Source organism: Brevibacterium ammoniilyticum, from assembly GCF_038429965.1.
Lineage (GTDB): Bacteria > Actinomycetota > Actinomycetes > Actinomycetales > Brevibacteriaceae > Brevibacterium > Brevibacterium ammoniilyticum.
Genome location: NZ_BAABNP010000018.1, coordinates 1 through 22,414 on the forward strand (window position 1 = coordinate 1; position 22,414 = coordinate 22,414).

A 22,414-nucleotide genomic window follows, 5' to 3' on the forward strand; every position below is an offset into this window, starting at 1 on the left:
CTCTCGGGGAGGTTGAGTCGAAGCTCCTCGAGACGTTGAAACTCCACTGATCAAGGCACTAACGCATTTGACCCAACACAGGTCAAACACGTGCGAGTCTACCGCCTACGACCCCGAAGCTTCACACAGCCTTCAGACCCCGGCCACCCCGTTCACCTTGCGTTCATCTCCCAACTGGGCAAACAACGGCAGGTGTCGTAAGGATGTATCAGCTCTCACATCCCGCCGAGGTGGTCCTCCGTCCCAGCGCACCCTCGCCGAGGCGGTCGTCGGGTTCCGGGCGACCGCCTCGGCGGGGTGGATCCGAACGTCCGCACCCAGCGCACGAACCGTTCGCGACGCTCAGTCCACGAATCCGTCCGCGACACTCAGCGCCCGGTCGAGTGCCTCGAGGCCGCGGCGGACATCGGCGTCGGCGGTGTTGAGCGGCGGGACGATGTGGATCCGGTTGAAGTTCGCGAACGGGAGCACCCCGTCGGCCTTGAGGGCCGCGATCACCGCGTTCATCTCCGGCGAACTGCCGCCGTAGGCAGCCAGCGGCTCCTTCGTCTCCCGGTTGCGGACGAGCTCGACGGCCCAGAAGCAGCCCATCCCGCGCACGTCCCCGACGGACGGGTGCCGCAGTGCGAGTTCGCGCAGGGCCGGACCGATCACCTCGGCGCCGAGGCGGTCGGCATTGTCCACCATCCCCTCCTCACGCATCGCCCCGATCGTCGCAACGGCCGCCGCGCACGCGAGCGGATGCCCGGAGTAGGTAAGGCCGCCGGGGTAGGCGCGGTCGCGGAAGGTCTCGAAGATCGCCTGCGAGATCGCGACCCCGCCGAGCGGCACATACCCCGAGTTCACGCCCTTGGCGAAGGTGATGAGGTCAGGGGCGACGCCCCAGTGGTCGACGGCGAACCAGCGGCCCGTGCGCCCGAAGCCGGCCATGACCTCGTCGGCGATGTAGACGATGCCGTAGCGGGCGGTGAGCTCCCGCACGCCCTCGAGGTAGCCAGCGGGCGGACCGTAGATGCCGGCGGTGCCGGGCACGGTCTCGAGGATCAGGGCCGCGATGTTCGTCGGGCCCTCAAGGACGATGAGGTCTTCGAGGTGGCGCAGCGCCCGCTCGGTCTCCTCCGCCTCGGTGGTCGCACCGAAGTACGAACGGTACTGGTAGGCGGGCATGAAGTGGACGACACCCTCGGCGGAGTAGTCGTTGGGGAACCGGCGGGGATCCCCGGTGACGTTGACGGCGAGCTGGGTGCCGCCGTGGTAGCTGCGGTACGCCGAGAGCACCTTCGTCCGGCCCGTGTGGAGCCGGGCCATGCGGATCGCGTGTTCGTTCGCGTCTGCTCCGCCGTTGGTGAAGAACACGTGGTCGAGGTCTGCGGGGGTGAGCTCGGCGATGAGCCGGGCCGCCTCCGAGCGGGCGTCGTTGACGTGCTGCGGGGCGATCGTGCACAGCTTCGCCGCCTGCTCCTGGATCGCCGCGACGACGGCGGGGTGCTGGTGGCCGATGTTCGTGTTCACCAGCTGCGAGGAGAAGTCGAGGTACCTGCGGCCCTCACCGTCCCAGACGTACGAGCCCTCGGCTGCGACGACCGTCATCGGGTCGAAGGGGCCCTGCGCCTGCCATGAATGGAAGACGTGGGCGCGGTCGAGCTCGTGCGCCCGACGGCCGGCCGCCAGCTGATCCTCGGTGGGCGCCTGTGCGTGGGGCCCGGCAGGAGCTGCCGGATCGATCGTCGTCGTCATCGTCGTGTCCTTTCGCCGAGGCGGTCAGTCGTTTGTGGGGAAGCCGAGGTTGAGGCCGCCGTGGCTGGGGTCGAGCCACCGGGAGGTGACGACCTTGCCGCGGGTGAAGAAGTGCACGCCCTCGTCGCCGTAGGCGTGGGTGTCGCCGAAGAGCGAGTTCTTCCACCCGCCGAACGAGTAGTAGCCGACGGGCACGGGGATCGGCACGTTGACTCCGACCATGCCGACCTCGACCTCCCGTTCGAAGCGGCGGGCGGCGCCGCCGTCGTTGGTGAAGATCGCCGTGCCGTTGCCGTAGGGGTTGGCGTTGATGAGCTCGAGGCCCTCGTCGTAGCCGGGGACGCGGACGACGGAGAGGACGGGGCCGAAGATCTCGTCGGTGTAGATCGACATCTCCGGGGTCACCCGGTCGAAGAGCGTCGGATTGAGGAAGAACCCGTCGGCGGGGACGTCCTCGCGGCCGTCGAGGACGACGGTGGCCCCCGCCTCGGCGCCGGCGTCGATGTACCCGGCGACCTTGTCGCGGTGGGCGGCGGTGACGAGCGGTCCCATGTCCGGTTCGGTGGCGCCGTCGCCGACCCGCAGGGTGCGGGTGCGCTCGGCGATCTTGGCCACGAGCTCCTCGGCGATCGACTCGACGGCGACGACGACGGAGATCGCCATGCACCGCTCCCCGGCCGCACCGTAGCCGGCGTTGACCGCGGCATCGGCGGCGAGGTCGAGGTCGGCGTCGGGGAGGACGAGCATATGGTTTTTCGCCCCGCCGAGTGCCTGCACGCGCTTGCCCGCCGCGGTGCCGGTCTCGTAGACGTACTTCGCGATCGGGGTCGAGCCGACGAAGGACACCGAGGCGACGTCCGGGCTGGTCAGCAGCGTGTCCACGGATTCCTTGTCGCCGTGGACGACGTTGAAGACGCCGTCGGGCAGTCCGGCCTCCTGCCACAGCGCGGCCAGCCAGTTCGCCGCGCTCGGGTCCTTCTCGCTGGGTTTGAGGACGACGGTGTTGCCCGCGGCGATCGCGACGGGGAAGAACCACATCGGGACCATGGCCGGGAAGTTGAAGGGCGAGATGATCGCGGCCACCCCGAGCGGCTGCCGCAGCGAGTGGACGTCGACGGTCGTCGAGACGTTCTCGGAGAACCCGCCCTTGAGGGCGCCTGCGATGCCGCACGCGAATTCGACGACCTCGAGCCCGCGGGCGATCTCGCCGAGGGCGTCGGAGAGCACCTTGCCGTGCTCGGCGGTGATGATCGCGGCGAGCTCCTGCTTGCGGGCGTTGAGCAGCTCCCGGAACGCGAAGAGGATCGCGGTGCGCCGGGCCAGGGAGGTGTCGCGCCAGGCGGGGAACGCCTCGGCCGCCGCCCGGATCCCCGCTTCGGTGGTCGCCCGGTCGGCGAGCGCGACCTGTCCGGAGACGATCCCGGTGGCGGGGTTCATCACCTCGCCGAGGCGGGTGTCGGGTCCGGTGGGGGCGATCTGTCCGTTGATCCAGTGGGAGATGACGGCCATGAGGTGTCCTTCTGCGTCGATGACGGGGTCTGTCGGTTCCATCGTCGCGCCGACCGCACTGGCACGACAATGTCAGAGTGTCATCGAACGAGCATCGAGTCTTACACTGTGTCAATGAGCGCAGAGGCAGCGGAGCACGGCCCCGGCCCGGCTCGGCACACAGCGGGCACGGTCGGGAACACCGCCGGCCCGACCGAGCACGGCACGGCCGAGCACGGCCCGGGCCTGACCGTCTCCGCCGTGCTCGACCTCGAGGAGATCCGCGCCGGAGCGCCGACCGTCGTCTCCGGGGCCGACGGCCTCGACCGCACCATCCGCTGGGTGCACATCGCCGATTCCGAGCATGTCGAGCAGTTCCTCGAAGGCGGCGAGCTCGTGCTCACGACCGCGCAGACCTTCCGGACCGCGGCCGCGATGAGGGTCTTCCTCGATGAGCTCGACGCAGCCGGTGCCGCAGGCGCGGTCGTCGAACTCGTCGATGAGCGCGGGGAGTCGGATGAAGCCGCCGCCGAGGTGCTGCGCCGGGCCGCGGCCGGCCGGGACCTTCCCGTCATCGTCCTCTCCCGCCGGATCAAGTTCGTCCGCATCACCGAGCACGCGCACCGTCGGCTGCTGAGCGAGCACCTCGGTCGGCTCGAACGTGCGCAGGAGATCCACGAGGCGTTCACGCAGCTCAGCCTCGAGCGCGCCGAGGTCGGCACGATCGTCGCCCGGACCGCCGAGCTCCTCGGCGCACCAGTCGTCCTCGAGGACGTCGCCCATCGGGTGCTCGCGCATGCCGGTCCCGGCGCCGAGGCGGTCGTCGGGGACTGGCTCTCGCTCGTTGCCGAGACCGATGCCTACGCGAGTCGGGACTGGGCGCAGATCCCGGTGGGCCTGCAGGCCAGGCGGTGGGGTCGCCTCGTCGTTGCGGGTATTGCCGCCGCCGGGGCCGAGGTCGATCAGATCATCGAACGCGCGAGCCAGGCGCTCACGCTGACCCGCATGGCCGAGACCGACGAACGCGACCTCCTCATCCAGGCGCAGAGCGGTTTCGTCCGCGAACTCATGGACGCCGGGTCCGAGGACGAGTCGCAGGCTCGCGCGCGGGCCCGTTCGCTCGGCTTCGATCCGCCGGCCGGGGCGCGACTCGTGCCCGCCGTCGTCCGCCTCGACCGGGACCCCGGAACCGACCTGACCAGGATCCAGCTGTGGGAGCGCGCGCTCATCCAGGAGGCCGCGTCCGCCGCGAGCCGTGCGGGGGCGGCGACCCTGGCGACCGGACTGCAGTCGGGGTCGTTCGGGCTCATCCTCGCCCTGCCCGGGCGGGGAGATGAGACGAAGGCGCTCGAACGGATCTTCACCGGCATCGACGACCTGGGATCGACGTGGGCCGTGGGCGTCGGACGGACCAGCCCGTCGCTCGTCACTGCTGTCTCCCGGCTCGACTCCGCCGCTCAGGTCGCCGAGGTGGCCTCGACCCTCGATGTCCGGGAGCGGGTCTTCTACCGTTCGGCCGATGTGCGGCTGCGCGGTCTCCTCGCGCTCCTCGGCGAGGACCCGCGGCTGCGGGCGTTCGCCGAGGGCGAGCTCGGTCCGCTGCTCGAGGACGAGGACGCGCAGCTGCTTGATCTCCTCGACCTAGTACTGGCCCACGGCGGGAACAAGTCCGCGGTCGCCCGCGCCGGATTCCTCTCCCGGCCCGCCCTCTACGCGCGCCTGGCCAGGCTCGAGGACCGCCTCGGCGTCTCCCTCGACGATGCCGAATCGCGCACCGCTCTGCACGTCGCGCTCCTGTGGTGGCGGCTCAACCGGTGAACGACGAAGCCCCTGCGATCCGCTTGTTCTCGCGGATCGCAGGGGCTTGTCACAACGCGGAGCCGGTGGGATTTGAACCCACGGTCCCCAGTTCAAGGGACTTCACCTTAGCAGGGTGACGCTTTCGGCCGCTCAGCCACGACTCCATCTTCCGACCCGAGCGACACGCTCACTCGCGCGCCTCGGATCCGCAGTTCACACTGCGAGCACAAGCCTATGCGAAAGGAACCTCAGAGAGCAAAGTTCACAGGCATCGAGTGGCCTTGATCATAGTCGCAGGTGTCGAGAGCGACGGGTTTGCCGACGTTAGGGCCGTTTCGCTGACGAACGTCGGCCCGAATTCCAGCATTCATCAATCTACAGGCGTAAAATCGACCTGATGTGGCCCGCTGGTCTGCACTCCGACACGCCCCTCAGTACGGACGATGCGGGATACATCTGCGCCGATGACGAGGCGTCAAGGCCCGAGACGCGGCGCACGAGAAGAGCAACGAGGAGTTAAGAACTTGCCAGAGTTTCCCCCTGACAAGAGAGGACCCCAGGGCAGCGACCCCGATTCGCCCTCCGCCGGTCGTCGCCTCCGCGCGTCATCCCGCCCCCGCTTCCGCGGTGAATCCGCCGCCAGCGCCAGCGAGAACCACGCCGATTCGGCACCCCAGAGCCCTGCCCCGCGATCCTCGGAACCCGCACCTCCCTCCGCCGCCTACGAGCCGCCACAGCAGTCGGCTTCCGGTTCCGGCGCGGACTACTCCCTCAACTCCTCCCGCCGAGGCGGCTCCCCCTCCGATGCCCGCGGCGAGTCCTCGTCCCGCGGCGAGTCATCCTTGCGCAGCGAATCGAAGGCACCGACCCCGCGCCCTGTGGCCCCGCGCACCCGCCGTGAAGCCCGCATGCTCCGCGCCGCCGCGGCAGGCGGAGCGAGCGCGGCCGGCGTCGCCGCCGCTGCCGGAGATGCCACTGCTCGCGGATCCCAGCCCGCAGCACCGTCTGCACCCGAGACCGCGACACCTCAGGCACCACAGACGCAGACCTCCCAGACTCCCCCGGCGCCCGCCTTCCACGCACAGTCGGCATCCAGCACCGAGGCCGCACCAGCCGGACAGGCGGCACGGGAGTCCCGCACCGCCTCGGCGAATGAAAGCGGGCGCACCTCAGGGCGCCGACGCTCCGAACGCGCCGCCGCAGCCGCAGCCCCCGCCGCCGCGGCAACCGCCGCCGCAGCCCCGGCGGCCGCAGCCCCAACGGCCGCTGCCGCCACCGCCCCGACCGACGGCGACGGCGAGGGACCTGCCTCGCACGGACCGGGACGCGCCCGCCGACATTCCTCCCGCCTCGGCGAAGGATTCCCCAGCCTCGTCGGCTGGACCTCACTGTCCACCCTGCTCCCGGGCATCGGCCTGCTGCGGACGCGGTTCCGCCCCCTCGGCCTCCTCGTCTTCGGCGGATTCGTCCTCACGATCCTCGTCGCCATCGGCTACCTCCTCATCAAGGGGCCCGTCCACGCGGTCGCAACGATCATCGCGACCCCCTCGCTGCTCAACTTCCTCGCGATCGCAGCCGTCGCAGTCGGCCTCATCTGGATCATCGTCGTCATCCTCTCCTTCCTCGGGCTGCGACGCGGGCACAAGTACCTGCCCTGGCAGAACCGCCTCTCCGGCGTGCTCGTCCTCTCCCTCGTCCTCATCATCGGCATTCCCTTCGGCATCGGCTCGGTCTACGCCAAGGTGCAGAGCGACACCGTCGCGAGCCTCTTCGGCGCGAGCACGGGCAAGACCCTCGACGCGCAGAACCTGTGGAAGGACAAGCCCTACATCAACGTCTTCCTCATCGGCCGCGACAACGGCGACGACCGTCAGGGCACCCGCCCGGACACGATGCTCGTCGCCTCGATTGACACGAAGACCGGCAACGCCGCACTCATCTCCGTGCCCCGCAACCTCGCGTTCCCGATCTTCCCCGAGGGCAGCCCCGAAGCCGAGGCATGGCCCAACGGCTTCCGCCCCACCGGCGACTCCTCGGAGGACCTCATCAACGCCGTGTGGCAGTGGGGCGATGAGAACCCCGAATCGGTCGGCGACACGAAGGGCCTCGAACCCGGCATGACGGCGACGATGGCCGCCGTCGAAGGCTCGCTCGGGCTCAAACTCGACTACTGGGCATCGGTCGACATGGCCGGGTTCGAAGACGTCGTCGACGCGATCGGCGGCGTCAACATCGACGTCGAACGCCCCATCCCGATGGGCGGCGGCAAATCGATGGCCGGGGTGCCGAACAAGGTCTTCGGCTGGATCGACCCGGGTCCGCAGAACCTCAAGGGCAAGAAGGCCCTGTGGTACGTCCGCTCCCGCGAAGGCAGCGACAACTACGACCGCATGTGCCGTCAGCAGCGGATGCTCAAGACCACGCTCGAGCAGATCGACCCGCAGGAGCTCGCGGCCGCCTACCCGAAGCTCGCGGGTTCGGCGACGAAGAACATCGCGACCTCGATCCCGCAGAACGAGATCCCCGCGTTCATCGAACTCGCGATCGCGATGCAGAAGGGCGATGTGACGACGGTGCAGATCAACAACGACGTCACCCCCACCTACAACCCCGACTTCGACGTCCTCCACAAGTGGATCCAGGGTGAGATCAAGGGTGCCTCCGACGGCGCCGAGACCCCCGGACCGACGAACAAGCCGAACGAGTCGAGCGACTCGTCGACGACCGATTCGTCGGATTCGTCCGAGGACGCCGGTCAGCGCGACGACAGCCAGGACACCGAGACCGGCACCGATGCCGCCGGCGGTGACGGCGCCGGCTCCGGCGAATCGACTCCGCCCGGCCAGCCCAATGCGGAAGGCAAGTGCTACCCGCAGGACTACAAGCCCGGCGATCCGTGGCCCGGCTACCCCGGCCCGGGTGCCGGAGACCAGGGGTGAGCGCCGACCATTCCGTCGCGATCATCGGGGTCGGCCCGCGGGGTCTGAGCGTCCTCGAACGCCTCGTCGCCCTCGCCTCGGCGCGCTGGTCGCCGGCGCGGGGACCGATCACCGTCCACCTCATCGACCCGTATCCTCCGGGCGCGGGCATCGTCTGGCGCACCGACCAGCCGACGAGCCTGCTCATGAACACGACGATCGGCGAGCAGACGATCTTCCCCGACGCCAGCTGCTCCTTCCTCGGCGAAGTGCCGGATGAGTCTGGTGAGTCGTCGGGTGGGACCGGTGCGACGTCGAGTCGTTCAGATTCCCCCGCCGAGGCGACCGACTCTCCCGCCGAGGCGACCGACCGCGAACGCGGAACGTCCGGTGACCGGTCGGCTGAGTCGGGAGGAGACGACCGTTCGCCCTTCGGCCCCTCGATGGCCGAGTGGTACCGCGCCCGAGGCGGCACCGAGCCCGTCGACTCGACCTTCCCCAGCCGCACCCTCTACGGCGAGTACCTCCGCGACGCCTACGCCGGCATCCGCGACGCCGCCCCCGACTTCCTCGACATCGTCGAACACCGCACCCGCGCGGAATCCGTCATCGACCTGCCCGCCGTCGACCTGCCTGGTGAGCCCGCCGAGGCGGTTCCCCCGCAGCTCGTCCGCTGCGAGGACGGCACGACGATCATCGCCGCGGCCGTCGTCCTCGCCGTCGGGCACATTCCCAGCGCCCCCACCGAGGAGCGCGCCCGCCTCGCCGCCTACGCGCAGCGCTCGGGCGGAATCTACATCCCGCAGAGCCTGCCCGCCGAGGCACCGCTGACCGAGGTGCCCCCACACGCCCGTGTCATCATCCGCGGCATGGGCCTGAACTACTTCGACGTCCAGACGCTCCTGACCATCGAGCGCGGCGGCCGTTTCGACGCCGTCGGCAGCACCGATGCGGGCGCGGTCCGCTACACCGCCAGCGGCACGGAGCCCGTCCTCTTCCTCGGCTCCCGTCGCGGCATCCCCTACCGCAGCAAGCCCATCAGCGACTCTCACCCCAGATCATCCTGGCCGCTGCGCTACTTCACGAAGGACAACGTCGCCCTCCTCGCCGGCCTCGACGACCTCGACGGCGACCGGCTGGCAGCGGCCAGGTTCAACGACCAGCTGTGGCCGCTCATCCTCGCCGATCTTCGCTTCGCCTACTACCGGACGCTCGCGCGCACCACCCCTGAGGCGTTCAGCGACGACCCCGGCCGCCTCCGCGAAGCCATCGCCGAGGCGGTCTCGCGCCACCTCACCCGCCGCACCTGGCAGGAGACCCACCCCGATGCGGAGTCGGCGAGCGAGTCCTCCCGCCAGGGCCGCGTCACCCGCGAGGCGTTCGCCTGGGCGGAGATCGAAGAGGAGCTCGTCCCAGATCCCGCGCATCGGATGTCGCTCCACGACCTCCTCGACCCGCTCGACGGACTCGAGTTCCCCTCCCGTGAACCCGGCGCCCCAGGGTCGTTGCACGACTGGATGCTCGGCTTCCTCCGCACCGACCTCCGCGATTCGCTCGCCGGCCCCGAGGCCAGCCCGGTAAAGGCGCTGTTCATGGTCCTCTGGCAGGCTCGTCTCCTCCTCAAGGAGCTCATTGCCGCGGGTCACATCGACCCGGTGAGCGTCGACATGGAGATCCGCGGATGGTTCGAGAACTTCGTGTCCGGGATCTGCGACGGTCCTCCGCCGAGGCGGATCGCCGAACTCATCGCCCTCGCCGAGGCCGGCATCGTCCGCTTCATCGGCCCCGACATGCACATCGGTGAGAACCCGGCCGCGCAGCCCGCCGCCGCTGTCGGGAATGCCGACGGTTCCGTTGCGGACGGACTGGCGGCGGCGGTTCCTGGCGCGGAGTCGGCCTCCTCGGTGCCCGACGCCGAGGGCACGGAGGATCCGCTGCCGCAGATCTTCGCAGTCACCTCGGCGCGGGTGGCGGGCACGATCACAGGCAGCGTCGTCATCGACGCCGCCTCCCCGACGAACTCGCTCGCCCTGGCAGCCGACGTCCTCATCCACGGCATGGTCGATCGCGGTCAGCTCACTCCTGCCCGTCTGACCTTGGACGATGGTCGTGAGAAGCGGCTGAGTGGACTCGCGGTGACAGCGCGGCCGTTCCGCACGATCGACGAAGAGGGCGCCGAACACCCGCGTCGCTTCGCCCTGTCCATCCAGCTCTCGGCGGTACAGTGGGGCCTCGCGATCGCAGCGAATCCCGAGTCGGATGCTGCGACGCTCGCCGACTCGCACGCCGCCGCCGAGGCGATCCTCGACCTCATCTGAAACGCCCGCGCCCTCGTCTGACCGCCCGATCGGCCGCACAAGGCTGCGGGCAGCCTCCATCATTCTGTCGTGCTGTCGATCCACGCGTAGCTCGAAAATCGACGCGCTCGCGAACAGCGACCGCGCTCGATCCACGCGCGGCTTGAAAGTAGACGCGCCCACGAACAACCTTCGAACTCGATCCACGCGCAGCCGGAAATCCGCGTCGCCCGCGACGCGGATTTCGTGCCACGTGTGGATCGAGCGGACGGGTCGCTGGAACGAGCGCCGCCCGCCGCCCGCCACGCGCCGGCCGCACGCCTCAGGCCATGGCGAGCGCGGCCTCCGGCTTCGTCGTCCGCGCCCGGACGATCGCGAGCAACGAGGCCACCAGCCCGATGACCGCCCACGCGAGCAGTCCGCCATACGCGGCGGCCAGTCCCGAGGTGCCTGCGGCGATCGCGGAGAACCCGTTCATCGCCGGAGTGAGCGGCAGCAGCGGGGCGATGAACTGGAAGAACTCGGGCACTGCGCCGATCGTGCGCCCGGCGACCGCGAGGACGACCGCGATGACCGAGAGGAACCGGCCGACTCCCCCGAACCAGGCGACGAGCGCGAAGTTGAGGATCATGAACACGATCGCCGACACGAACGTGAGCACCGCGAGGTCGAAGCCCTGGATCGCGTCGATGTCCATGACGGTGACCGCGAGGATCGCAAGCACGAGCGCCTGGACGAGCCCGACCGCGAGACCCGGGACGAGTCCGCGCAGCCACACCGTCACCGAGGACCTCGTCGACAGCAGCGTCGAGGACGGGATCGGTTTGAGCACGGTGTAGGTGACGAGACCGCCGACCCACAGGGCGAGCATGATGAGCAGGGCGATCGTCGATCCGGTGAGCAGGTTCGTCACCGAGTCCATGTTCGGGGCTTCGATGTTCGCCGAGGCGACCCGTGAGAGTTTGTCCCGGTCCGGAGCCGAATACGACGGCACCTGGTCCGCCCCGTCCTGGACGCCGTCGGAGAACTGCCCGACGCCGTCGGTGAACTTCTCCGATCCGTCGGCGAGCTGGTCGAGCCCGCCCGCGAGATCCTGCGACCCCGTCGCCGCCTGCGAGACGCCCGTCGTGTACGAACCGAGGCCGTCGGCGAACTTCCCGGCACCGTCGGCGAGCTGGCCGGCGCCGTCATCGAGCTTCGCCGCGCCGTCGGCCGACTTCGCGATCCCGTCGGTCAGCTGTGGCATCCCGTCGGCGAGCTGCTGCGTACCGTCGGAGAGGTCGGAGGCCCCTCCCGCGAGTTTCGAGCTGCCGTCGGCGAGCCCGGATGCTCCCTTGCGCAGGCCCTTCGAGGCGTCGAGGAGCTTCGGCGCGTTGTCGGTGATGTCCTTCATCCCTTTCGCCAGATCGCCGAGTCCCTCCTCGAGTCCCTTCGCGAACTCGCTCATCTTCGTGCTGAAAGTTTTCGTGCTCTTCTTGAGCGCACTCGCCCCGCCGAGGATGGACTTCTCCTCATCGGTCGAGCCGAGTCCGTCGACTGCGGAGTTCAGTCCACCCGAGGTGCCGGCGAGCAGTCCCCGGGCATACGCCCGCTCCATACCCTGGCAGGCCTCGTCGGGGGTCCCGGCCGGGCACAGCTGCGCCCGGATCTGCTCGGCCTGCCCGCTCGTGAGCATGTCCGCAGCCACGAGGTCGTCGAGTCCCGTCGCTGTCTTCGCGAGTGCGTCGGCACCATCGGCCTTCTTCTTGAGCCCGTCCCGGTAGGTCACGAGTCCATCGGAGAGTCCGCTCGCACCGGTGGCCAGGTCGCCGGCACCCTTGTCGAGGTCCTTCGCCCCGTCGATGAGGTCGTCGAGTCCGCCCTGGCCAGAGCCACTGCCAGAGCCACTGCCCGACCCACCAGAACCGCCGCCTGAGAGGCCCTTGATGATCGCGTCGATCGAGGTCGTGTACTCATCGACCCCGCCGGAGAGCTTGTCGGCACCGTCGGAGAGATCCCCGGCACCGGTCGAGAGCTCATCGGCACCGTCGGCGAGCTTCTGCGTGTTCTCCGGCAGATCCTTCGTCTCATCCTTCATCGTGCCCAGGCCCTTCGCGAGACCCGAGGTGCCCTTCGCGAGCTCACCGGCACCGTCGGCGAGATCGCCGGCGCCCTTGTTCAACTCCCCGCCGGCCGTGTCGAGTTCGCCCATGCCGTCGGCGAGCTCCCCGGCCCCGTCAGCCGACTGCCGGGTGCCCGAGGAGAGCTGCTGCGCCCCGTCGTCGAGCTCACCCGCGGCGTCACCGAGCTTGCGCATCTGCGTGCCCATGTCGTTGAAGCCGAGGTAGATGTTGTCGAGGTAGTTCTCCGTCATCTCCGTGTTGAAGGTGGTGCGGGCCACCTCGGCGACGGAGCGGGAGATGAGCTGATCGGAGGCCGGCGCGACACCGGAGACGTCGACGTCGAGCTGGGTCTGCGTCGCCGACTGCGCATCGGAGACCGAGGTCACCGCCCGGGAGAACCCTTCCGGGATCGTCAGACGTGCCGCGTACGTGCCGTCGGCGAGCCCCTTCTCCGCGTCCTCCTCATCGGTGATGACCCAGCGGACGTTGTTCTCCGTCTCCCCGACGAGTCCGCTGGTCAGCTGCCGGCCGATGGGCACGGTCTTCCCGTCCACCTCGGCGCCGTCGTCGTTGTTGACGATCGCCGCCTCGATCGTGTCCAGCCGGTCCCCGCTCTTCCACGTCGCCAGGATGAACCCGGCCGCGACGATGATGGGGATGAGGACGAGACCTGCGAAGGACACCCAGGTCACGGGCCTCTTGGAGTTCGCTCGCTCAAGTCTCACGACTGCACGCCTTCCCGTTCGCTGTCCCCGGCGCGCACACCGGGGCTGTCAGAGGTTTCCTGCTCGGCTCTCCCGCCGAGGTGGTGATGCCGGTCGTCCCGGTCGATGCTCGCCTCGTCGAGGTCGAGGTGGAGATAGTCCGCGTTCGGTTCGAGCACTCCGCGCACGTCCCCGTCCGGCAGGGCGAGGACGACGGTCGTGCCGTCGGCGGTGAGCTCGGGCAGCGCGTCGGCGAGGTACCTGCCGTCGCCGCGGGCGAGCGCCTCGGCGCCGTCGATGACGAGAAGGTCCGGCGGGGTGCTGCGCAGCCGGTTGATCTCCTGACCGTTCGGCGGTCTCGTCCCCGATTCGCCGAGGTCGTAGAACGCCACCGTGCGCCTGACCTTGCCTGCGTGTTCGGGCAGGACCATTTCCCCGATCTTCATCTCCCCGGCCGTGAGCGGCACGCGGCCGGTGAGGGCGAGGAGGAGCGCAGTCCGGTCGGCGCCGCTGACGACGAGGGTCTGACCGGGCAGCAGGGCGATGTCGACCTGCGCGAAGCCGCGGTCGCCGGCGCTCACGCCGATGCCGCGACCGTAGATGCGGTAGGGCGAGTCCGGTTCGGGCCAGTCGCGCAGGGCCACCTCGTGGGCGAGGCCTTCGCCTTCGACGTCGAGGCGGGGCAGGATCCGATCGAGCCACTTCGGCAGCCACCACGCCTTGTCCCCGAGCAGCTGCATGATCGCGGGCACGAGCGACATCCGCACGAGGAACGCGTCGACGAAGATGCCTGCGGCCAGGGCCAGGGCGATCGACTTGATGATCGGCTCACCGGCGGGCACGAAGGCCGCGAACACGGAGAACATGATGACCGCGGCGGCGGAGACGACGCGGGCGGAGGCCATGAAGCCTGCACGGATCGCCTGCTTCGCACTCGCCCCGTGGACGTAGGCCTCCCGCATCCCGGAGACGAGGAAGACCTCGTAGTCCATCGCGAGTCCGAAGAGGATGCCCATGAGGATGATCGGGAGGAAGCTGATGACGGGCCCGGTCTGGTCGATGCCGAGAGGTCCGGCGAGGAAGCCCTCATGGAAGACGAGGACGACGGAGCCGAAGGAGGCGAAGACGGAGAGGAGGAACCCGCCGGTGGCTTTGATGGGCACGGCGATCGAGCGGAAGACGATGGTGAGGAGGATGATCGAGAGGCCGACGACGAAGATGCCGAAGGGCACGAGCGCCTTGCCGAGCTGATCGGAGACGTCGATCTGGATGGCCGTGGCCCCGGTGACGGCGGTGTCGAACCCGTAGTCGTCCTCGATCTGGGCGCTGAGGTCGCGCAGCCGGTTGACGGTGTCGAGGGTGGCCGGATCGTCCGAGGCGGTCGTCGGGATGATCTGGAACAGCGCGGTCGTCGCATCCCGGTTCGGGGTGGCGAGGACGACCTGGTCGACGCCGGGGACCGCGGCGATGCGCTTCTCGATGTCCTCGACGTCGCCGAGGGGGTCGTCGGAGGTGACGATCTGGCTAGTCATCACCAGGGGTCCGTTGAAGCCGGGACCGAAGTTCTCCTCGATGAGGTCATAGGTCGTCCGGGCGGGGCTGCCCTCCTCCTGGCTGCCGGCTGTGGGCAGGGAGAGCTGCAGCTGGGAGGCGGGGATCGCGAAGAGGCTGAGGCCCCCGACGATGATGACGATCGTCAGCAGCGGCACCTTCGTCACCACGGTCAGCCAGCCGGAGAAGAAGCGGTCGGTCAGGGTCTGCGGATAGGGATCTCCCGCCTCGGCGAGGACCGCCGGATCCGTGCGGGGGTCGATGACCTGCGACGACGGGGAACCGTTGCCGCCGGCCGGGGACTGCACGGCACGGGACTGTGCCGCAGCCTCGGCGCGGGCCATGGCCTTCCGGTAGCGGCGGGAGGGCTTCGGGGTGATCTTCGCCTTCGCGATGCCCAGCAGCGCCGGGACCATCGTCAGGGAGATCATCACGGCGATCGCGACGGCACCCGAGGCGCCGATGCCCATGACGGTGAGGAACGGGATGCCGGCCAGGGAGAGCCCGAGGAGGGCGATCATCACGGTGATGCCGGCGAAGACGACGGCGGATCCGGCGGTCGCGGCAGCACGGCCGGCTGCTTCGATGGGGGTGTGGCCCTCGGCGAGGAGGGAGCGGGCGCGGGAGACGATGAAGAGGGCGTAGTCGATGCCCACGGCGAGGCCGAGCATGAGCGCGAGCATGATCGAGGAGGAGTTCACCGCCCCGAACGCCGTCGACCCAACAACGAGGAGGACGGAGATGCCGACGCCGATGAGCGCGGTGATCAGCGGCATGCCGGCGGCACGGAACGAGCCGAGGGTGAGCAGGAGGACGATGAAGGCGATGACGACGCCGATGCCCTCGACCCAGGAGACCTGGACGCCGGTGATCTGGAAGAGCTCGCCCCCGGCTTCGACCTGCGCCCCAGGCAGGGCCGCGCGGATGGGGTCGAGGGCGGAGACGAGCCGGTCGGCGGCGGCCGGTCCTCCGACCTCCTGGAGGGTGCCGTCGTATTGGACGGAGATCATCGCCGCGGACTTGTCGTCGCTGATCGCGCCCTTGACCATGTCGTCGAAGGGTGAGGTGACGGCGTCGACGTTCGGCAGCTCGCCGAGGTCGTCGACGGCGGTCTCGATCTCCCGGCGGTAGTCGGGGTCGTCGACCGTCTTCCCGTCGGCGGCGACGATGATGACCGACGCCGAGGTGCCTGCCGCTTCGGGGAAGGTCGCCTGCATCGCGTCGAGCGCGGTCTGGGCTTCGGAGCCGGGAAGCGTGAAGTCGTCGTCGAAGTCCTTCGCGAAGGCGGCGACGCCGGCGGCGACGAGTCCGAAGACGACGAGCCAGAGCGCGATGAAGCGCAGGGGCTGACGGAACGCCCGACGGCCGAGAGCGTAGAGGAAAGTCGACACGGAAACCTCGATACAAAAGTGTATTGGATACAGTCATGTATTCTTGTTGACGCCTCCCGCCGAGCGCAAATCAGTGTGAGAGAATCATGTGATTTCCCATGGGATGCCCAGCTTGGCGCTGGCCCGGTTTGGCGTTGGCCCGGTTTGGCGCTGGCCCGGTTGGGCGGGTGACCGGCTTGGCGGTGTCCGCTTGGGAGGCGCAGCACGACCCGACGCGGCGAAGCCGCACAGGAACCGAGACGACAGACAGATAGACAGACAGGCTATGAACACAGAGAACCTCAGCGAGCGCAGGCAGCGGACGCGCTCGACCCTCGTCGCCGCCGGCGTCTCCGTGTTCGCGGCCAAAGGCATCGACGGTGCATCGATCGAGGAGATCTGCGAAGCCGGAGGCCTGACCCGCGGGGCGTTCTACTCGAACTTCTCCAGCCGCGACGACCTCGTCCTCGCCACGATCGAGATCCACACCTCGGAGACCCTCGACCGACTCGACAAGGCGATCCAGCGCTGGAAGGAGCAGCTCGACGCGACCCCGCCCACGGAGATCCGCCCCCTGCTCACCCAGTTCATCGCCGACATCTTCACCGAGAAGCGCCTCACCGTCGCCAACGTCATCGTCGAACGCGAGATCGAGGTCTACTGTCTGCGCGCGCCCCGGCTCTATGAGCGGTACATGGAGCTCAACGCCACTCAGCTCGAGCGTCTCGCGAAGCTCGTGCGCACGGCGCTGGACAATGTCGGGGCGACCCCGACGATCCCGCTTGACAGCCTGCTCACCGTCCTCATCTCGCTCTTCACGCAGCTCACGCTGCAGTCCGTGGGCGGCAAGGGACTGGACGAGACCGTCGACGTCGACCCCACTCTCATCGTCGAAGTCCTCATGCGCTTCCTCGACTTCACCGACTGCCCGCTCGCCGACTGAGAGGCCACCGACCGACGGTGGGCCGCACGACGGTGGACCGACGGACGGTGCGCCGACGAACGGTACGCCTCACCCGCCCCCGTACGGCGGGCCAGCGGCTAAGGTGGAGGGCGTGACTGAACTTCAGCGTGAATACACGGCCTTCATCAACAATATGGACGTCCGCCTCGGCGCGTTCGTCCTCGCGGACCTCCCCGAGTTCGTCGAGCAGGAGGACGGGACGCAGGCCCCGTTCCGCAAGGACCTCACCCCTGAGTCCCTTCCGCTCATCGAGCACTTCGTGCTCTCCCGGTTCGCCACCCCCGACGAGGTGGTCGCCCCCGAGAACCACCGGTTCGTCGAGGGGCTCATCCGCTACCTCGGCGAGACGTACCTGCGCGCGGTGGGCGGGGCGTGGGACCACGACGAGACGACGGGCAACGGCATGCCGTTCATCCGTCCCGACAATGCCTCTGGTCAGCTCGAGGGTGAGCCGATTCCGCTCGTCGCAGTCGTCCTCACCGCCGTCGACCAGCGCACCGGTGGGATCTTCACCGCGGTCCTCGATCGGGCCCGGCAGGAGCTCGGCGAGGCTGAGCGTCGCACGAGCACTGGACTCTCGATCGGGATGCTCACCAGGCAGAACTCGTCCGAGGAGGAGGTCGAGTTCCTCTCCCGCTTCATCGGCACCGTCGAACCGGGCATCGCCGCCTGGACGAAGGAACAGGCCGATCCGGAGTCCTGGGCCCTCGACCGCGACAGCCTCGTGCGCCTGGGCAAGCAGCTCGCCGTCCGCTACGACTACCGCGAGCAGATGATGGAGGACGAGGAGATCGCCTTCGTCGGCGGTGCGATGCGCTTCATCGGCGAGACGATCCGTCGCATCGGGCTCGGCCAGTGGCGCTACGGCGCCGAGCTCGAGGCCGACGATCCGCGCTTCCAGCAGCCCTACGTCCGTTTCGTCATCGGTGACCAGAACCTCGACATCGTGCCGTGGAAGCTCGCCCAGGCCGCGCTCGAGGACTCCGAGGCGATCGCCTCGGGCCTCGACACGATCATGGGCATGCGCGCTGAGGAGGCGGAGAAGCTCTCCGAGTGAGGCGCGGGCCTGCGAGCCTGTGAGCACGGCGAGTGGCGCGGGCACGATGCTGGAGCCGGGTGGCGCGCAGGCACCGGAGTCTCAGAGGTGGAAGCGGCGGTTGCCGTGCAATCCGTCTGCGGGTGACCCGGGTGCGAGATCGATCGTCTTCGCGCCCGGGTCGATCTGCACCGTGACGAGCGTGGCCGATCGGTCGCCGTAGGGAGCCCCGGGTTCCGGAACGCATGACACCGGTGGGTCGTCCGGGCCGGTGGTGAGCAGTTCGACGAGGTCCCCGGTCGTCTCCGGATCGTCGCCAGCGGCGATGCCCGCGGCGGTCCGCGCAGCGAGGAAGTCATAGCGCGGTCGTGAACTCGAATCCGCTCGCAGCTCCATCGCCCCGGTCTGCAGATCGGGGTGGAGGAAGTGGTTCGTGTGGATGAGGATGCCCGCGTCGGCGATATCGGTCGCCGATGTCGGGGAGCCCGCCGGCAGCGGGTCTCCAGGACGCAGCTCCCGCTTGGCGTCACCGGCGATCTCGACCTGGACGGCCGCCTCGGCGGTGACGACGGTGACGACCGACGACGATGAGGTCGGGGCCGAGCGGATGATCGCCAGCGCCTCGGCGAGGGTGTGCGCGGTGGCGAGGACCTGGGCGAGGACGGCGTGGACGGGCAATCCCCCGGCGGCGTCACCGGCGTGCTTGAGGATGTTGAGGTGGACGCCGACGCCGGCCTCGTTGAGCCCGATCTTGCCGAGCATCCCGTACTCGGCGATGCCGATGTGGCGCAGCTGTCCGGGCACCGCGCCGATGTCGCCCACATGCCAGAGCGTCGAGAAGTCGGCGAGCCAGTCCCAGGTCTGAGCCGAAACTGTCCCGCCCGGTCGCGTCCGGCTCAGCGTCGAGCACTCCGTGGGGGCGGCCTTGGCGAGCGTCATGATCTCCGTGCGCGCGATGACCTGCATGATCTCGTTCGTCGTCCGCCCGGATCCCTCCGCGACGGCGGAGATCTCGGCGGCGGCATCCGGAGCCCAACCCTGCAGACGGCGATGACTGTTCTCGGCAGCGGTGCGGACGTCCGCCTCGGCGATGCCGAGGAAATCGAAGTAGCGCTGATAGCCGGCGATCGCGGCCCCGATGCCGGTGCGCAGCTCACGGCCGCGCTGGAGTCCGCGCTGGATGTGGTCACGGGCCCGGGTGATGAAGAGCTCGGGGCGGACGGCGGCGGCGGGGACCAACTCGGTGCTCATGGGCGTCCCTGCGGGACGAGGGAGTCCACGCCGACGTCGAGGTCGAGGTAGTGCATGTGGGCGGCGGTCTCGGCGAGGGCGGCGAAGAGGTTGAAGTGGTGGAGCTGGTCGAAGCCGCGGGCCCAGTGCAGGCCCTGGGCGATCGAGTACACGGAGTGGTCGTCGGTGGCCTCCATGCGCGCTTCGATCTCCGCGAGCCGTTCACGGTGGTGGTCGACGAGTTCGCGTTTGCGTTCGCGCAGCCCCCGGAACCGGAAGCCGTGCGCGGGGAGGACCGCGATGTCCTCGGGGAGGTCGCCGATCTTCTCGAGCGAGCCGAGGTAGTCGGCGAGGCTGTGGGTGATCGACCCGGAGTCGAGTCCGATGTTCGGGGTGATCGTCGGCAGCACGTGGTCGCCGGAGAAGAGGAGGGAGTCGTCGCGGACGAACGCGGAGTGTCCGTAGGTGTGACCGGGCGTCCACAGCGCGCGCACGCCGCCGGCTTCGAGCGGAAGCTCGGAACCGTCGTCGAGGACGAAGATCGAGTCGGGCAGGTGCGCCATCTGCCGTGCGAACGGGTCGGACTTCGGTGCGGTCCCGGCCTCTCCGCCGCGTGTCGGCTTGGACACCTGGAGGCTTTCGACCTCGCGCCAGCGGTCTTCGGGGACTCCGTAGGCGCGGGCGATGTTGAGATTCGGATCGATGCCGGTGCCCAGGTCGAGGGCACGGGAGGCGAAGCGCTTGACCGCGCGGAGGTCCTCGCCGTGGATGGCCAGCCACATCGCGGGGTTGACCTGGAGGAGCGCGGGGACGAGACCGATGTGGTCACGGTGGTAGTGGGTGACGGCGATGCCGTGGATGTCCGCGACGGCGAATCCGATCTCCGCCAGCGCCGAGGTGAGGGCTGAGTACTGGTCCCGACCGTCCCAGCCCGGATCGATGAGGACGACCCCGGAGCCGTCGGCGATCGCGTAGCAATAGGTGTAGACGAGAGGATTGTTCGGGATCGGCACCGGGATCGCCCAGACTCCCTCAGCGACGTCTTCGACGGCGGGCAGGACCCGGTCCTTCCAGGCCAGCGACTGCTGGGGGCTGAGCGTATCGATCGGCATTCGGCGGTCTCCCTCTCTCGTCGTCGAGCCTCGGCGAGGTTCTCCGTCCAACCTACTCCCCTCGCGATGAAACTGAAAGATCGTTCGACAATGGAATCCGGGAGGCGCGGATAACGAATGGTAGCCAACTGATTCCGTCGCTATCAGTCGGGCAGGTTCGACTTCTTTGGTCCATTTCGTGGTTCAAATTTCGCTTTCAGTTGAAGTGCACTACCATCGGCATGGCGCAGATCACGTCTGCGCGCTCGTGGGCGACCTCGTGGGCGACGCTGCCTGGTGCCGCCGACGCAAGACTCATTGGGGAGGATTGATATGGCTGGTTCGGGATCGCTGAAGCGGAACCTGGGGTTGTGGTCCATCGTCGGGCTCGGGCTCGGGTACATGACGCCGACGGTTGTGTTCGACACGTTCGGCATCGTGTCGGAGGGGACGAACGGTGCGGTGCCTGCTGCCTACCTCGTCGCTCTCGTCGTCATGGTGTTCACCGCCATCAGCTACGGCAAGATGGTGAGGATCTTCCCGACAGCCGGCTCGGCCTACACGTATACGAGGGAGACGATGACGCCGGGGCTCGGCTTCCTCGTCGGGTGGACCTCGCTCATGGACTATCTGCTGCTGCCGATGGTCAACTGCCTCATCATCCGGCTCTATATGGAGTCGATGGTCCCGGATGCGCCGCCGTGGGTGTGGGTCGTCGCGTACACGATCGTCATGACCGGGATCGTGCTCACCTCGATGCGGGGGACGGCGAACATCAACGCGATCCTGCTCGCGTTCTCACTCGTCCTCATGGTCACCTACTGCGTGCTCGCGGTCGCCCAGCTCAATGCCGGCGAGGGTGCGGGAACCGTGTTCAGCCCCGAACCCTTCATCCATGATGGGGTGCAGTTCAGCGCGGTCCTCACGGGGGCGACGGTCGTGTGCTTCTCCTTCATCGGCTTCGACGCGGTGACGATGTACACCAACGAGGCGAAGCACGTCAGCCTCATGCCCAAGGCGATCATGATCACCGTCATCGCCGGCGGCATGATCTTCCTCATCGCCTCGTACTTCACCCAGCTGCTCTACCCGGACAATTCGCAGTTCACGATCGTCGACGATCCGCTGCCGGAGATCGGCCTGCTCACGGGCGGCCCGTTCTTCCAGCTCTTCTTCGTCGCCGCCGCGTTCGCCGCGACGGTCGCCTCGGGGCTCGCCTCCCATGCTTCGGTCTCGCGGATGCTGCTCGTCATGGGTCGCAACGGGGTGCTGCCGCGCAAGGCCTTCGGCTACATCAACCCGCGCACGCACACTCCGGTGTTCAACATCGTCCTCGTCGGCGCGGTGTGCCTGCTCGCGATGTCGTTCAGTCTCGAGTTCATCTCCGCTCTCATCAACTTCGGCGCGCTTATCGCGTTCACGTTCGTCAACCTCACGGTCATCGCCCACTATGCGTTCCGGACCCGTCAGGTCGTCGATGTCCGGACGGCGATCAAGTACGTGGTCATGCCCGGTATCGGAGCGATCCTCACCGGGGTGCTGTGGGCGAGTCTGCATGGGACCGCGCTCATCGGCGGTCTCATCTGGCTGGCGATCGGCGTCGTCTACCTCGCCGTGCTCACCCGCGGGTTCAAGCGCACTGTCCGCAGCTTCGATGACCCCGAGGCCGACGCCGACATGTCGGAGCCTGAGGCCCCGGAAACCGAGGGTGTCGGCTCGGAGAGGACTGCGGACTGAGTTCGCTGTCGTCGGATGGTCGGCTGGCGCTTGTGCGGCGGGCGGCTGGCGTTTGTGCAGCAGTCGATGGTCGGCCTGTCGGCGTCCCATCGCGGTCGGGCAAGGCTTCGTTGCCTTGCCTCGCGCTGGGGATACTGCGCCGGGTCGGCGCGGGGGTGCTGTCGAGTCGTTCTGTGGGGACGGAACCACTTGACCTCTGCACGCTAACAGTCCCCTCACCCGGGGCGCCTCCCACAAAAGTATGAGATCGCAGGACTTTCTCCCGCCCTCCCATCCGCATACTTAACCCGACGTCCCTGATGTCATGCGGCGCCGCATGGCATTAGGGACGTCGGGTCCTGTTTGCGGTCAGAAATGAGAAATGTGCCGCGACATCGTAGGAACGATGT

12 protein-coding genes and 1 tRNA gene are annotated in these 22,414 nt (G+C 68.7%); 6 read left to right on the plus strand and 7 right to left on the minus strand.

The annotated features are described in order from the left end of the window. Positions 1–342: 342 nt before the first annotated feature. Both AAHA49_RS15815 and AAHA49_RS15820 read right to left on the minus strand, forming a co-directional pair. Positions 343–1,737 (minus strand): aspartate aminotransferase family protein, encoded by a 1,395-nt coding sequence (locus tag AAHA49_RS15815; RefSeq protein WP_342038964.1) that lies wholly within the window; start codon positions 1,735–1,737, stop codon positions 343–345. Positions 1,738–1,761: 24 nt separating this feature from the next. After that, positions 1,762–3,246, minus strand: a complete 1,485-nt coding sequence (locus AAHA49_RS15820; RefSeq protein WP_342038991.1) for a CoA-acylating methylmalonate-semialdehyde dehydrogenase — start codon at positions 3,244–3,246, stop codon at positions 1,762–1,764. A 114-nt stretch (positions 3,247–3,360) separates the two neighbouring features. Here AAHA49_RS15820 and AAHA49_RS15825 point away from each other — a divergent pair, with 114 nt between their 5' ends. Further along, positions 3,361–5,043, plus strand: coding sequence for a PucR family transcriptional regulator (locus tag AAHA49_RS15825; RefSeq protein WP_342038965.1), 1,683 nt, complete (start codon positions 3,361–3,363; stop codon positions 5,041–5,043). 57 nt (positions 5,044–5,100) lie between these two features. Here the strand turns inward: AAHA49_RS15825 and AAHA49_RS15830 are convergent. Continuing rightward, a tRNA-Ser gene (locus AAHA49_RS15830) sits at positions 5,101–5,189 on the minus strand. A gap of 360 nt (positions 5,190–5,549) precedes the next feature. Between AAHA49_RS15830 and AAHA49_RS15835 the strand changes: the two genes are divergently transcribed. Both AAHA49_RS15835 and AAHA49_RS15840 read left to right on the plus strand, forming a co-directional pair. Next, complete coding sequence (locus tag AAHA49_RS15835) at positions 5,550–7,964, plus strand: LCP family glycopolymer transferase (protein WP_342038966.1); 2,415 nt, start codon at positions 5,550–5,552, stop codon at positions 7,962–7,964. After that, positions 7,961–10,261 (plus strand): FAD/NAD(P)-binding protein, encoded by a 2,301-nt coding sequence (locus AAHA49_RS15840; protein WP_342038967.1) that lies wholly within the window; start codon positions 7,961–7,963, stop codon positions 10,259–10,261. Before AAHA49_RS15835 ends, AAHA49_RS15840 begins: the two co-directional genes overlap by 4 nt. Positions 10,262–10,562: 301 nt before the next feature. Here AAHA49_RS15840 and AAHA49_RS15845 read toward each other — a convergent pair whose 3' ends face one another. Both AAHA49_RS15845 and AAHA49_RS15850 read right to left on the minus strand, forming a co-directional pair. Beyond that, complete coding sequence (locus AAHA49_RS15845) at positions 10,563–13,067, minus strand: YhgE/Pip family protein (protein WP_342038968.1); 2,505 nt, start codon at positions 13,065–13,067, stop codon at positions 10,563–10,565. Then, the gene (locus tag AAHA49_RS15850) at positions 13,064–15,988 is read right to left on the minus strand and encodes an MMPL family transporter (RefSeq protein WP_342038969.1); all 2,925 of its coding nucleotides are present in this window, start codon (positions 15,986–15,988) and stop codon (positions 13,064–13,066) included. Before AAHA49_RS15850 ends, AAHA49_RS15845 begins: the two co-directional genes overlap by 4 nt. A 265-nt stretch (positions 15,989–16,253) precedes the next feature. Between AAHA49_RS15850 and AAHA49_RS15855 the strand changes: the two genes are divergently transcribed. Both AAHA49_RS15855 and AAHA49_RS15860 read left to right on the plus strand, forming a co-directional pair. Next, a complete protein-coding gene (locus AAHA49_RS15855) occupies positions 16,254–16,910 on the plus strand; it encodes a TetR/AcrR family transcriptional regulator (RefSeq protein ID WP_342038970.1) in 657 nt (218 codons plus the stop codon). Positions 16,911–17,022: 112 nt separating this feature from the next. After that, the gene (locus tag AAHA49_RS15860) at positions 17,023–17,988 is read left to right on the plus strand and encodes a hypothetical protein (RefSeq protein WP_342038971.1); all 966 of its coding nucleotides are present in this window, start codon (positions 17,023–17,025) and stop codon (positions 17,986–17,988) included. 81 nt (positions 17,989–18,069) lie between these two features. Here the strand turns inward: AAHA49_RS15860 and AAHA49_RS15865 are convergent, their stop codons facing one another. Then, on the minus strand, positions 18,070–19,218 hold the full coding sequence (locus tag AAHA49_RS15865; RefSeq protein ID WP_342038972.1) for a C45 family autoproteolytic acyltransferase/hydrolase: 1,149 nt from the start codon (positions 19,216–19,218) through the stop codon (positions 18,070–18,072). Further along, positions 19,215–20,309: an MBL fold metallo-hydrolase gene (locus AAHA49_RS15870; RefSeq protein ID WP_342038973.1), complete on the minus strand. Its 1,095-nt coding sequence runs from the start codon at positions 20,307–20,309 to the stop codon at positions 19,215–19,217. The genes AAHA49_RS15865 and AAHA49_RS15870 overlap by 4 nt, the downstream gene beginning before the upstream one ends. Before the next feature lie 312 nt (positions 20,310–20,621). On the opposite strand from AAHA49_RS15870, the gene AAHA49_RS15875 reads away from it, so the two are divergent. Further along, on the plus strand, positions 20,622–22,025 hold the full coding sequence (locus AAHA49_RS15875) for an APC family permease (RefSeq protein ID WP_342038974.1): 1,404 nt from the start codon (positions 20,622–20,624) through the stop codon (positions 22,023–22,025). Positions 22,026–22,414 lie beyond the last annotated feature (389 nt).